Annotated in this window: 11 protein-coding genes; 6 read left to right on the top strand and 5 right to left on the bottom strand. The window is 69.3% G+C overall.

Features of this window, described 5'->3' with window-relative positions; translation table 11 throughout:
* Positions 1-111: 111 nt before the first annotated feature.
* Complete coding sequence (locus CRM73_RS07850; RefSeq protein ID WP_229587305.1) at positions 112-255, bottom strand: hypothetical protein; 144 nt, start codon at positions 253-255, stop codon at positions 112-114.
* Between the two features lie 287 nt (positions 256-542).
* Between CRM73_RS07850 and CRM73_RS07845 the strand changes: the two genes are divergently transcribed.
* On the top strand, positions 543-1,973 hold the full coding sequence (locus tag CRM73_RS07845; protein WP_229587303.1) for an alkaline phosphatase PhoX: 1,431 nt from the start codon (positions 543-545) through the stop codon (positions 1,971-1,973).
* A gap of 222 nt (positions 1,974-2,195) precedes the next feature.
* Entirely contained in the window at positions 2,196-2,468 is a 273-nt protein-coding gene (gene tatA, locus CRM73_RS07840; protein WP_229587302.1) for a Sec-independent protein translocase subunit TatA, read from the top strand.
* Between the two features lie 323 nt (positions 2,469-2,791).
* Here the strand turns inward: tatA and CRM73_RS07835 are convergent, their stop codons facing one another.
* Positions 2,792-3,154, bottom strand: coding sequence for a Sec-independent protein translocase TatB (locus tag CRM73_RS07835; protein WP_229587306.1), 363 nt, complete (start codon positions 3,152-3,154; stop codon positions 2,792-2,794).
* Between the two features lie 384 nt (positions 3,155-3,538).
* Positions 3,539-4,357 (bottom strand): hypothetical protein, encoded by an 819-nt coding sequence (locus CRM73_RS07830; protein WP_229587301.1) that lies wholly within the window; start codon positions 4,355-4,357, stop codon positions 3,539-3,541.
* 300 nt (positions 4,358-4,657) lie between these two features.
* Here CRM73_RS07830 and CRM73_RS07825 point away from each other — a divergent pair, with 300 nt between their 5' ends.
* From CRM73_RS07825 to CRM73_RS07810, 4 genes are all read left to right on the top strand, one after another.
* Entirely contained in the window at positions 4,658-6,244 is a 1,587-nt protein-coding gene (locus CRM73_RS07825) for an alkaline phosphatase (protein WP_095651798.1), read from the top strand.
* 413 nt (positions 6,245-6,657) lie between these two features.
* Complete coding sequence (locus tag CRM73_RS07820; RefSeq protein ID WP_095651797.1) at positions 6,658-8,310, top strand: alkaline phosphatase; 1,653 nt, start codon at positions 6,658-6,660, stop codon at positions 8,308-8,310.
* 55 nt (positions 8,311-8,365) lie between these two features.
* Complete coding sequence (locus tag CRM73_RS07815) at positions 8,366-9,610, top strand: endonuclease/exonuclease/phosphatase family protein (RefSeq protein ID WP_229587300.1); 1,245 nt, start codon at positions 8,366-8,368, stop codon at positions 9,608-9,610.
* A gap of 86 nt (positions 9,611-9,696) precedes the next feature.
* Positions 9,697-10,041, top strand: coding sequence for a hypothetical protein (locus CRM73_RS07810; RefSeq protein WP_370658530.1), 345 nt, complete (start codon positions 9,697-9,699; stop codon positions 10,039-10,041).
* A 374-nt stretch (positions 10,042-10,415) separates the two neighbouring features.
* On the opposite strand, the gene CRM73_RS07805 is transcribed toward CRM73_RS07810, so the two are convergent.
* Together CRM73_RS07805 and CRM73_RS07800 are read right to left on the bottom strand one after the other, a co-directional pair.
* Entirely contained in the window at positions 10,416-10,943 is a 528-nt protein-coding gene (locus CRM73_RS07805; protein ID WP_229587299.1) for a flavin reductase family protein, read from the bottom strand.
* Complete coding sequence (locus CRM73_RS07800; protein WP_229587298.1) at positions 10,940-12,274, bottom strand: NtaA/DmoA family FMN-dependent monooxygenase; 1,335 nt, start codon at positions 12,272-12,274, stop codon at positions 10,940-10,942. The genes CRM73_RS07805 and CRM73_RS07800 overlap by 4 nt, the downstream gene beginning before the upstream one ends.
* Positions 12,275-12,443: the final 169 nt, after the last annotated feature.

Here is a 12,443-nt window from a genome sequence, read left to right as displayed (position 1 = left end):
CTCTTCCGGCTCGTCACCGGGTGTCGGTGGGCTCACGTCCACCAGTGTCTCGATGTTCTCGCTCATGTCGACCCTCCAACCCCGAACGGGGTGATTGGGCCTCTTACACCGTTACTGCGATAGTCCCTGCGCCTGGGCCAACGGGGCACCCAGCTCCACCATCTCGGCAGCGGGAGCGGCGGTGGCCGCCTGCGGGGCCGCCAGCAGGGTGAGGACCGTGGTGCCGGTGGCCAGGGTGTGGGCAATCGTCGTCATGGGGGTGTGATCTTTCGTCGCAGGGAGCAGTCCGCCCCACCGTGCTGGTTCCCGGTAACCGGCGCCCCGCGAATACGTGACCACGCGCCGAATACTCAACAAAGCCTCCAGGGACGCTCTCTCGGCTGCAATGCTCCTGAGTGCCGTGCGGTTCTATACCCGTCCCGGCCGGTTGTTCGGGTCGGTGCCATTAGTTCCGTGTTGACCTGTCGTTAGTTTTTGTTCACCCGCCCGGCGGACGGTAGGGGTGTCCCCCGACGATCCACTGATTTCTGAGGTGCACCTCCATGTCCACTCCTGTTTCCCGCCGCGGTTTCCTGGGCGCCGGTGCCGGTGCTGCCGCCCTGGGCTTCGCCTTCGCCGGCGCCGGCAGTCTCGCCCCCTTCGCCCGCCCGGCCAACGCCGCCACCCGCAACGCCGTGGGCTACGGCACCCTGGTGTCCGACCCCAAGGGCATCCTTGCCCTGCCCGAAGGCTTTTCCTACAAGCTGTTGGCCCGTTCCGGGCAGACGCCCACGGCCGAGGGCACCCATCCCTCCGACCCTGATGGTATGGGTGTTTTCGAGGCTCCCGATGGCGGGTCCGTGCTGATCTGCAACCACGAGAACAGCGGCAAGGAGCCCCACCCGGTGCCGGTCGTGGAGGGCCTCACCTACGACCCCGGAGCGATCGGCGGGACCTCCACGATCGTGGTGGACGCTGAGGGCAACCGGATCAGCCAGTACACCTCAGTGGCCGGCACCAACAACAACTGCGCCGGCGGGATCTCTCCCTGGGGCACCTGGCTGACGTGTGAGGAGACCGAGGCCCGCGCCGGCACAGGCACCAACACCAAGGATCACGGCTACGTCTTCGAGGTCGACCCCACCAGCCGTGAGGCCAACCTCGGCAAGTCCGCCGTCCCGCTGAAGTTCCTGGGACGCTACTCCCACGAGGCCGTGGCCATCGACCCGGACACCACCCAGATCTACCTCACCGAGGACGCGGGCAACCCCAACGGCCTCTATCTGCGGTGGACGCCGCCGGCTGGTTTCGTCCCCGGTACGGACGCCCTGCGCACCCTCGCCCAGGCCCCCGGCGGGGACACCGCCGGGCGGCTGCAGGCCATGAAGTGCTTCCAGGGCAACACCCACATCCGCGACCTCTCCGAGGCCACCCGGGTGGGCACCCGCTACAAGGTCCAGTGGGTCGACGTCGCCGACCGCGACGCGCGCACCACCTCGGTGCGCAAGCAGTTCACGGACGATGAGATCACCCGGGCCCGCAAGCTCGAGGGCCAGTGGTGGGCCGACGGCGGGGCCTGGTTCGTCTCCAGCTTCGCCCGCACCTCCGACGGGTCTGTCCGCGAGCACGACGGCCAGGTCTGGCTCTACGACCCCGCCACGGAGACCATCACGCTGAGCACCATCTTCGGAGTCAATCCCGACCCAGCCCAGGAGGGGCACTTCGACGGCCCCGACAACATCACCGTGGCCCCCCAGGGCGGGCTCATCCTGGCCGAGGACGGCTCCGGGGTCTCCCACCTGGTGGGTGTGACCGATCAGGGCAAGTCCTACCCGCTGGCGCGCAACGAGTACAACAACTCCGAATTCTGCGGCCCGGCCTTCTCCAAAGACGGGAAGTGGCTGTTCGCCAACATCCAGTCCCCCGGCTTCACCCTGGCCATCACCGGCCCCTGGACCCGCCCCTCCAACGCCTCCACCACGGCGGCCCAGTAACCGAAGTTGAGACCGACCGCGGTCTCTGCCCACCTCGGTGGGTGGGGACCGCGGCGGAAGGCCCCGCGCACTCCTGGCAACGGCCCGGTCAGGCCCTGCCCTGGGGTGGCACGACTTCACCACCTCGATGATCCGAGGCTTCCGCGCCCACGACCTGCCAGCGGTGATGTCCTCCCACTACGGTGCGCCGAGCCGCACTGGCTGAACGAAAGGAACTCCCCCATGGCCCGACTGTTCGACAACCCCATGATGCTGCTGATCGTGCTGCTGGTGATCGTGCTGCTGTTCGGCGCGCCGAGACTGCCGGGGATGGCTCGCAGCCTCGGCCAGTCGATGCGCATCTTCAAATCAGAGGTCAAGGAAATGAAGAAGGACGGCCAGCACGGCCACAAGGAGGAGGCCAAGGGGGAGCACCAGATCACAGGCTCCCACCCCGACGGTCACGACCGTCCCGCGCACGATAGCTCCGGTGTTTCCCACTCCGCGTCTGCCTGACCGCCCCCGAGGCTGAGGGCCCGCGGCACCCCCAGCCGCTGTCGTCCAGCGTGGCCGACCCGTCCACCCGGAGGCCTGTGACCACACTGCCGAGCGGTCACCAGGGAAGAGGAGGGAGCCCACCATCGCGCGGCCCGGGAGCGATCGCAGCGGAACCCTACGATGCTGGGATTCCCGTCGAGGGTGGACGCGATCAAGTCCCAGGGGATCCTGACGCAACCCTGGGCTTATCACTCGTCCCGAAGGGGTCGAAGCCGCATGGCTGTCCTGCTGCTCGTGGTGCGGGCAGGCGCGTACCCGACCGCGAAGCATCGCAGCAGCTGCTAGGTGGATTCGCCGTCGAAGGGCGCCCTTTGGCCCGGGGCCAGGCGGGCGCTCACGAGTTCGTCACGACGGTCAGGGATCGAGGCAGAAGACGCTGCCGGCGCGTCGTCGTCCTCGAGCAACGCCTGGCGCACAATGGTGCGCGGGTCGTACTGACGGGGGTCGAACTTGCGCCAATCAACCTCGGCGATCTCGGGGCCCAGGGTCTCCTTGAAGTCCTCCGTGGCGCCGGTGGCGTAGCGCTTGGCTGCCTTGACGAGGTCCTTGAGCTTCTGCGCGTACTCCGGCAGCCGCTCCGGTCCGACCAGGAACAAGACCACGAGCACCAGCACGATCGCTTCGACACCGTTGATCCCGAACACGGAATCAGGCCCGCTCAATCGGCAAGTTCATCCGGTACCGCCACGGCCGGAGGGATCCCGACACCTCTGAGCCGTGGCGCGCAGCCCTGATCCCGTGGCGAAGTATCCAGGCAGACAAAGACGTTCCTTTCAGCGGCGGCGACCTCAGACCGGTCGTTGGAGTCAACCGATTCCCGGCAGCCAGCACGGGTAGTTGTGGAGCTCGCGCGGTGACAGGTGTTCGGCCCCCGCCGTGATCATCACCAGACCTGTGGCCGTGGGCCCGTGAGCTCACTCCAGTGCGCGGGTGGGCAGGGGCGCTGCCGGTGAATGGTACGGAAGAAGTCCCCGGCACCGCTTGACCGGGGGCCTCGCCACGGACTTTCCGGGCTCGGGGTCAGCGGATCAGGCTCCGGCAGTGCGCAGGCGCGCCTCGACGAGCAGCCCGTCGTGGTCGGTGTACGTCATCGGCACGATCTCGGTTTCCGGGGCCAGGAGCCAGCCACGGGACCCGTAGGCATGCTGAATGCCCGGAGCCTGGGCGGCGGCCGCGTCGGTGGCCGTCCATGCCCCGGCTGGGGCGCAGGACGTCTGACGGTTGACGTCACCGCCGAAAGCCGTGGCCTGCTCCTGGCCGCCGCGGCCGAGGACCGCCGTCAGCTCGGCGCACTGGGCGTCATTGGTCGCCGCCTGCGCGTCGGAACCGGCCACGCTCAGGTGAGCGGTGCACGCGCGCACCCCGTCGTCGGTATCCACGCACAACCAGCGGCGCTCCTCGCTGCCCAACTGCGTGTGGAAGGCAGCCTCTTCACTGGAGGTGATCTCTGCTTCGGTCAGCACCGCGTTGCCGAAGACCCCGCGCCCCTCGGGAGCAGCGCACGGCAAGGGCGCCCCGCGGTAGTTGACCGTGGCGAACCGGTAGTCGTAGCCGGTTTCCTCGGCGATGCGGGCGATGTCACCGCTGCACGCTTCGTTGACCGTCACCGCGTCCGGGGACTGCTCCTGGATCGTGGTGATTGCCTCCTCCACCACGGACGGGTACTCGGCCTCCGGGTAGCACCCGGCCAACCCGGACAGGCACAGGTTCAGTTGGAGCAGAGAGTAGTCCTGCGGGGCGTTGCCCGGGGCAGATGCGGGCGGGGCGGCCACGGCCGGCGTCGCCGCCGTGGCCAGCACAGCAAGAGCCGCGGCGGACAGCAAGGAGGAAATTCGTGGGGTGCGCATGAACCGGACGGTAGACGCAGGAGGTGTCCAGCACTCCACCGCAGGATGAGCAGCACAACAACCATGGTCGACCAGCACCGGCACTCCCAGGCGGCTCCAGTCCCTCATGTCAGGTCATGTCGGGTCCGCGCAGGCCCGCGGTGACAACGGCGCCGATCCGGTGCAAGAGGACGGTGAAGTGGCGGATGCGCCCGGCGCTGCACGCAGCCCGCGCGAGAACGCCCATAAGTAGACGGAGATTCATGCATCTTTCACCGTGTGGCACGGGCCGGTTCAGACGCCTTTCCTAACCTCGGCGCCATGGACACTTCGCGCAGAACCCTCATCGCCGCCGGTCTGGGGGCCGGCCTGATCGCCGTCCCTGGCATATCCGCCGCTGCCCCCGACAAGGCCCGCGGCAACGCCCTGACGGGCGACCCGTTCACTCTCGGAGTCGCTTCGGGCGACCCGTGGCCTGACGGCTTCGTGCTCTGGACCCGTCTGGCACTGGACCCGCTGGCCGCCGACGGCCTCGGCGGCATGCCCAACCGCCCGGTGCAGGTCTCCTGGGAGGTCGCCGAGGACGAGGCCATGCGCAAGGTGATCAAGCGGGGGGTGGAGCACGCCAGGCTCGAATCCGCCCACTCCGTGCACGTCGAGCTGCACGGGCTCAAGCCCGGCCGCGAGTACTGGTACCGCTTCCGCACCGGCATGCACATCTCCCCGATCGGCCGGGCGCTGACCACCCCAGCCTGGGGCGAGACCCCGGCGGCGCTGGCCATGGCCTTCGCCAGCTGCTCCCAGTACGAGCACGGCTTCTTCACCGCCTACCGCCGCCTGGCCGAGGACCAGCCGGACCTCGTGCTGCATCTGGGCGACTACCAGTACGAGTACAAGAAGAACGTCTACGTCTCCGGGGACGGCAACGTCCGCGATCACCACGGACCCGAGACCGTCGACCTGGCCGGCTACCGTCAGCGGCACGCCCAGTACAAGGCCGATCAGGACCTGCAGGCCGCCCACGCCGTCGCCCCGTGGCTGGTCGTCTGGGACGATCACGAGGTGGACAACAACTGGGCCGACGAGATCCCGGAGAACCGGGATCCGGCCCAGGGCAACGACACCACCGAACGCTTCCGGGCCCGCCGGGTCGCGGCCTTCCAGGCGTACTGGGAGAACATGCCGCTGCGCAAGCCTTCCGTTCCGCAGGGCAACGACATGCAGATCTACCGACGCATCCAGTGGGGGCAACTGGCCAACTTCCACATGATGGACACCCGCCAGTACCGTGACGACCAACTGGCCGGTGACGGTTGGGATGAGAACGTCGAGGCCCGCTGGGACGAGTCCCGCACCATCACCGGACCCGCCCAGGAGAGGTGGCTGCTCAACGGCTTCCGCTCCTCCACCGCCCGGTGGGACGTCCTGGGGCAACAGGTCTTCTTCTCCGAGCGGGACCGCGAACAGGCCCCCGAAGTGGACGACGTCTCGATGGACGGCTGGGACGGCTACGCCGCCTCGCGCCGACGGATCACCCAGGGCTGGGTCGACGCCGGAGTCCGCAACCCGGTGGTGCTCACCGGTGACGTGCACCGGCACTGGGCCTCCGACGTCAAGACCGACTTCCAGGACCCCGATGCCCCGGTGGTCGGCTCCGAGCTGGTCTGCAGCTCCATCACCTCCACCGGCAACGGCAACGGCTCCACCCACGACCCGATCATGGCCTGGAACCCGCACCTGAAGTTCTTCAACAACCAGCGCGGCTATGTGCGCACCACCATCACGAAGGACGCCATGACCGCGGACTTCCGGGTCCTGGACCAGGTCACCACCCCCGGCGCCCCCGTCTACACGAAGGCCTCCTTCATGATCGAGGACGGAGTGCGGGGTCTCCAGCGCCGGGCCTGATCCCGAGCTGCGGACGGTAGAACGTCACCCGTCAGCGTCGTCCTTCCTCCTGGGGTTCGGCTCCCAGGGGGAAGGACGCCCGGATCCGACCGGGCTGTCATTAACAGCCAATGCGTGAGCTGCTTCGGCCCTGGCGCCACCATGGTCGCGGTGTCCCTTGCCGAACACCTCCCATGAACCGGTAGCCGGCCCTGCGGAAACCGGAGGGCATCGAGCTTCTGGTGCGCCCGCGGTGGTCGCGCCACGCCGGGCGGACGGGAGGTGCGGTCGATGCCAGGAACGGTGGCGTCCTGCATGGTGGACACACGGCCGATCCGGTGACCGGTCTCCGGCAGTAGGGCGCTCACCGGCCGGTCGACGGGACGTCGCCGACCGTTCAACCTTAGGTCAACCACGGGGCGGAAGATCGACCCATGGCTACCTTCTCCCGCCGCGGCCTGCTCCAGGGCTCCCTCGCGGCCTCCGCTCTGACTCTCGCCGGCACGACCGCGGTCTCCGCCGCCGGCCCCGTGCTCCCGGCCGGCCCGTCGTCCCCGGTCCTGGCGCGCCGGCGCCTGCACCTGCCCAGCGGCATCGCCACCGGCGATGTGACGTCCTCCTCGGCGATCCTGTGGTCGCGCACAGACGGCACCGGCCGCATGGTGGCGCGCCTGCGGGCCGTGGACGCGGACGGCGCGATCGTCCGCGGCCGCAGCGGCTTCGACCGGACCCTGACCTCCGGGTGGGTGAGCGAGGCGACCGACCACACCGTCAAGATCGGTGCCACGGACCTGCCTGCGGGCACGCGCTTCGCCCTGGAGGTGCGCTTCGAGGACGAGGAGGGCGTGCTCTCCGACGTCCACCACGGCACCTTCCGCACCGCACCGGGCGGCCGCGGAAAGGGTCGTTCCGGCGGACACGGGCACGGCGGCGCCGGCCGCCGTGGTCAGTCCTTCGTGTGGACGGGCGACACGGCCGGGCAGGGCTGGGGCATCAACCCGGATCTGGGCGGGATGTACACCTACCGGGCGATGCACGAGACGGACCCGGACTTCTTCATCCACTCCGGGGACACGATCTACGCCGACGGCCCGATCCAGGCGGAGGTCGTCGAACCCGACGGCCGCATCTGGCGCAACCTGGTCACCGAAGGCGTCACCAAGGTCGCCGAAACCCAGGAGGAGTACCGGGCCCGCCACCGGTACAACCTCATGGACAACAACGTGCGGGCGATGTACGCCGACGTGCCCGTGGTGGCCCAGTGGGACGACCACGAGACCACCAACAACTGGTGGGCCGGGGAGGTCCTCGAGGATGAGCGCTACACCGTGCGCGACGTCAGCACCCTGGCCGCCCGCGGGCGGCGAGCCTGGCAGGAGTACCAGCCCATCGGCGAGGCGCGTGCCCTGCGCCCGGGCACCACGGGCTTCGAGGACCAGCGGATCTACCGCCGGATCCAGCGGGGCCCGCAGCTGGACGTCTTCTGCCTCGACATGCGCACGTTCAAGGGCAAGAACACGGACGGTCTGGAGTCCCACGCCACGCCCCTGCTCGGCGAGGAGCAGGTGCAATGGCTCATCGACGGCGTGAGCTCCTCGCGGGCCACCTGGAAAGTGATCGCTGCGGACCTCCCCCTGGGGGTGATCGTCCCGGACGGGAAGGCCCAGGAGTCGATCAGCAACGCCGACGACGGGGCCCCGCTGGGCCGAGAGCTCGAGCTGGCCCGGGTGCTCAAGGCCTTCAAGGACGCCGGGGTGCGCAACGTCGTGTGGGTGACCGCCGACGTCCACTACTGCGCGGCGCACCACTACTCGCCCGAACGGGCGGTGTTCACCGACTTCGACGAGTTCTGGGAGTTCGTCGCCGGCCCGATCAACGCCGGCACCTTCGGCCCGAACGAGCTGGACGGCACCTTCGGCCCGGAGCAGGTCTTCGCCAAGGCCGGCCCCACCGCCGGTTCCCCGCGCGACGGCCGCTTCCAGTTCTTCGGCCACGTGCAACTGGATGAGGACGACGTGTTGACCGTGAGCCTGCGCGACGGCCACGGCGGCACGGTCTTCTGCAAGGAACTCGTCCCGCACCGCTGAGCCCGCCCTCGGTGGGCCTACGGTCGGTCCAGACGGACGGATCGAGGAGGAAGACATGATGCACGTGCACCAGCCGCTGACGGCGGCGGCTCTGGCAGCAGTGCTGCTGATGGGCGCCGGTGCCCCGGCCGTGGCGGGGCCCGACCGTGCCCACGGGCACGGGGACGACCGGGGCCAGGGCACCCGAGAACCGGTGCGGTTCATGACCTACAACGCCTCACTGAACCGTGAGACCGACGGGCAGATGCGGGCCGATCTGGCCACCCGGGACAATGCCCAGGCCCAGGCCGTGGCCGAGGTGATCCAACGGACGGCCCCCGATGTCTTGTTGCTCAACGAGTTCGACCACGACCCTGAGGGCCGTTCCGCCGAGCTGTTCCACGACAACTACCTCGCGGTCCCGCAGAACGGGCAGAACCCGGTGGACTACCCCTACGTCTACACCGCCCCGGTGAACACCGGCGTGCCCTCGGGGCTGGACCTGAACCAGGACGGGACCGTGGGCGGGCCCGACGACGCCTGGGGATTCGGGGCCTTCCCGGGCCAGTACGGGATGGTCGTCTACTCCAAGCACCCCATCGACACCCAGAACATCCGCACGTTCCAGGGCTTCCGGTGGGCGGACATGCCCGACAACCTCCTCCCCACCGGCTACTACACCGACGAGCAGGCCGAGCGGCTGCGGCTGTCCAGCAAATCGCACTGGGACGTGCCGGTACGGATCGGTAAGAAGACCGTGCACGTGCTCGCCTCCCACCCCACCCCACCCACCTTCGACGGCGACGAGGACCGCAACGGGCAGCGCAACCACGACGAGATCCGGTTCTGGGCCGACTACGTGTCCGGCCGGGCCGCGTCGTCGTACATCTACGACGACGAGGGCGGACGTGGTGGGTTGAAGCCCGGTTCCCGCTTCGTGGTCATGGGAGATCAGAACTCCGACCCGCACGACGGCGACTCCTGGCCCGGAGCCATCCAGCAACTGCTGGAACACCCCCAAGTGCAGGACCCGCAGCCAGCCTCGGCGGGTGGGCTTGAGGCGGCTGCCCGGCAGGGCGGAGCCAACCTGAGGCACCTTTCGGATCCCGCTTACGACACCGCTGACTTCAACGACGACCCGGCCCCGGGCAATCTTCGGGCCGACTACGTGCTTCCCTCGAAGAACCTGCGGGTCCTCGACGCCGGTGTCTGGTGGCCGGCACCCGGGGAGCCCGGCGCCGAGCTGACCGGGGAGTACCCCTTCCCCACCTCCGACCACCGCCCCGTCTACATCGACATCGCCATCGCAGTACACCGATGACCCGGCACCAGGTGCGGTAGACCGCAGCACTGTGCCACGACATCCCAGCCCTCAACGCCGCCGCCGGTACCGACCTCTGGGCGTACGTGCCGTCACCGGCCCAGCGGCCCGCCGTCGGGGACGAGGACGTCATCCGCACCGCGTTCATCTACCAGCCGGCCGCGCTCGGGACCGTGGGCGAGTCCGTGGGCCTGGAGTACAGCCGGCACAACCACAACGTGGTCGACCTCTACGCGGCCGACCCGTACCGGGCCTCCGACCACAACCCGGAGATCGTCGGCCTGGCCCCCGCCGGCGCCGAGCCCGCCGGCCCGCAGAAACCGGGCAAGGGCAACTTCGGCGAGCACCCCGGCCGGGGCGAGCCCGGCCCAAGTGCCTGGGAGAAGGGCAGCGACCGCGCCCACAACGTGCTCGAGCGGATCTTCGGCTGAGTGTCCCGGCCCGGCGCCACACCAGCGCCGGGCAGGGTCCTGTCCACGTCGTGGGGCCAGTTGCTGAGCTGAGCAGGCGAGTTGGTCGGCTGTCTGGAGGGCAGCTTGATCCACGCCGGGCTGGGCAGGCTCCGGGAACGTACGGGCGAATCTCTATGAAGGGGCCGCGTAGGTGGTGGCCCAACTCGTGACGGGTCAACGGCACCCGGCAGACGATCCCTACGGCAACGGTTGTCTCGTAGGCCGGTAGCCGGCCATATGCAAACCGGTGGGGAAGGAGCCGCTCTTGGCTCCAATGTCCACGTGTCAATCAGCGGCTGCGCCGACCCTGAAGGTGTGGTGTGGCCCTCGCCCCCAGTGCACGGTGATGCGCCTCAGGGTGTCTCGTCCGGGCCCAGGCGGCGGTACCTGCCCTGGTAGTACAGGAGGGGTTCATGTGCGTGCCGGGTGGCCGGGCTCATCTCGACGACCCGGCCCAGGACGATGAGGTGGTCGCCGGCGTCGTGCTCGGCCCAGATCTCGCAGTCGAGCCACATCAAGGTGTCCTCCAGCACAGGGTTCCCCGCCCGGGTCGGGTGCCAGCGGATGCCCGCCCACTTGTCGGTGCCCTTGCGGGCGAACTGGTTCGAGACCCCCTGCTGGTGGTGCGCGAGGACGTTGACCGCGAACCTCCCGGTCCGCCGGATCCGGGGGTAGGTGGTGGAGGTCTTCAGGACGCTGAAGGAGATCAGCGGCGGGGAGGTGGAGACGCTGTAGAAGGACTGGCAGGTGAATCCGATCGGGCCCTGCTCGTCACGGCCGGTGATGATCGTGATCCCGGAGGCGTAGTGCCCCAGGGCGTCCCGGAAGGCCCGGGCGTCGATGTCCTGCCGGTCGGCTGCTGTGTGCGTGGCCGCGGTCATCGGGCCGGGTCCGTGAGCCGGGGGTCCAACCCGTACTGCTCGTGGGCTCCCAGGTTCTCGCGCAGGGTGGAGCCCTCGTAGTCGTGGTGGTAGAGCCCGCGCTCCTGCAGGACAGGGACGACCTCGTCGACGAAGGTGTCGATCCCGTCCTCGTAGACGTCGATGGAGACCCAGAAGCCGTCGGCCGCTCCGGCCTCGAACCATTCCTGCAGGTGGTCTGCGGTCACCGAGGCAGGGCCCACCGGGGTGGGGTGGTAGTCGATGACCCCGTGGGCGAGGACCTCGCGGATCGTCCATCCTTCGCGGGCGACCTCCAGGGCCCGCGGGGAGCGGGGATCGAAGGGGCTGGGCCGCGCGGCGGCCAGCTGGGCGGGGCTCAGCGGCTGGCCCAGCTGACCGGCCTCCAGCTCCAACCCGAGCATGGACCCCAGGTACGGGACACGGGCCGGGAAGATGTGCTCGCCCAGGGCCACGCGGCGGTCCAGGGCGGCGCGCCTGGTGGGGCCGATGGCCGGCATCACCCCGGCGAAGAACTTCACCTCATCAGGGTTCCGCCCGGCCCGAACCGCCGCCTCGCGGATCGCCTCCCGTTGGGCCCGGGCGTCTTCGATGGTGAACGTTGCGCCGATGACTGCGCTGGCGTAGCGGCCGGCCAGTTCCAGCCCGTACTCCCCGCCGCCGGCGGAGAAGATCACCGGCTGGCCCTGCTCCGAAGGCGGAATGGGCAGCGGCCCCTGGGAGGCGACGTGCTCCCCGCCCAGGTTGATGGGCTGGATCTTGCCCGGGTCGGCGAACCGCCCGGTGCTCGTGTCCTTGCGCCAGGCCTCGGGCTGCCAGCTGCCCCACAGCGCCTGGGTGACCTGTACCATCTCGTGGGCGCGCTGGTAACGCTGCGGGCGGGCGGCGATCTGGCGGCCGAAATTGGCCGCGGAGGCGGGGTCGCTGGTGGTGACCGCGTTCCAGCCGGCCCGGCCGTGGCTCATCACGTCCAAGGCCTTGAACTGCCGGGCGAGGTTGTAGGGCTCGTTGAAGGTCGTCGACCCGGTGGCCACCAGCCCGATGCGCCCGGTGCCCCGGGCGATCGCCGCCAGCGTCATCATGGGTTCCAGGGTCAGCATGGGGGCCTCGTGTTCCAGGTCCCCGCTCAGGGCCAGGAAGTCTGGCAGGAACAGGAACGCGAACTTCCCGCGTTCGGCGGCCTGGGCGTAGCGGACCTGGGCGTCGAAGTCGGTGTAGTTGGACGGGTCCACCCCGGGGGCCCGCCAGGCGGCGGGCTGGGAGCCGTAGCCGTTGCCGAGCTGCATGCCGAGGATCATCTGCGGGCTGGTCATCAAGGAGTCTCCAGTGAGAGGGCACTTAAACGGAGTGTCTCTCCGCTTACTTGCCCCAAAGATACGGAGAGATTCTCCGGATTGTCAAAGGACCGAGAACCCTGCTCCGGAAGGTGGATGAGCATTGGGCAACCGCGAGGACGGATGTCGCGGAGAAAGCGGTGGGTCA

It is taken from the genome of Kocuria sp. CCUG 69068, from assembly GCF_020833785.1.
Classification (GTDB): domain Bacteria; phylum Actinomycetota; class Actinomycetes; order Actinomycetales; family Micrococcaceae; genus Kocuria; species Kocuria rosea.
This window is presented reverse-complemented; position numbering and strand designations above follow the sequence as displayed.

Excerpts from the sequence above, each read along its gene's own strand:
- CRM73_RS07820 (WP_095651797.1), top strand. The coding sequence starts at position 6,658 with ATGGCTACCTTCTCCCGCCGCGGCCTGCTCCAGGGCTCCCTCGCGGCC.
- CRM73_RS07815 (WP_229587300.1), top strand. The coding sequence starts at position 8,366 with ATGATGCACGTGCACCAGCCGCTGACGGCGGCGGCTCTGGCAGCAGTG.
- tatA (WP_229587302.1), top strand. The coding sequence starts at position 2,196 with ATGGCCCGACTGTTCGACAACCCCATGATGCTGCTGATCGTGCTGCTG.
- CRM73_RS07800 (WP_229587298.1), bottom strand. The coding sequence starts at position 12,274 with ATGACCAGCCCGCAGATGATCCTCGGCATGCAGCTCGGCAACGGCTAC.
- CRM73_RS07805 (WP_229587299.1), bottom strand. The coding sequence starts at position 10,943 with ATGACCGCGGCCACGCACACAGCAGCCGACCGGCAGGACATCGACGCC.
- CRM73_RS07825 (WP_095651798.1), top strand. The coding sequence starts at position 4,658 with ATGGACACTTCGCGCAGAACCCTCATCGCCGCCGGTCTGGGGGCCGGC.
- CRM73_RS07845 (WP_229587303.1), top strand. The coding sequence starts at position 543 with ATGTCCACTCCTGTTTCCCGCCGCGGTTTCCTGGGCGCCGGTGCCGGT.
- CRM73_RS07850 (WP_229587305.1), bottom strand. The coding sequence starts at position 255 with ATGACGACGATTGCCCACACCCTGGCCACCGGCACCACGGTCCTCACC.
- CRM73_RS07830 (WP_229587301.1), bottom strand. The coding sequence starts at position 4,357 with ATGCGCACCCCACGAATTTCCTCCTTGCTGTCCGCCGCGGCTCTTGCT.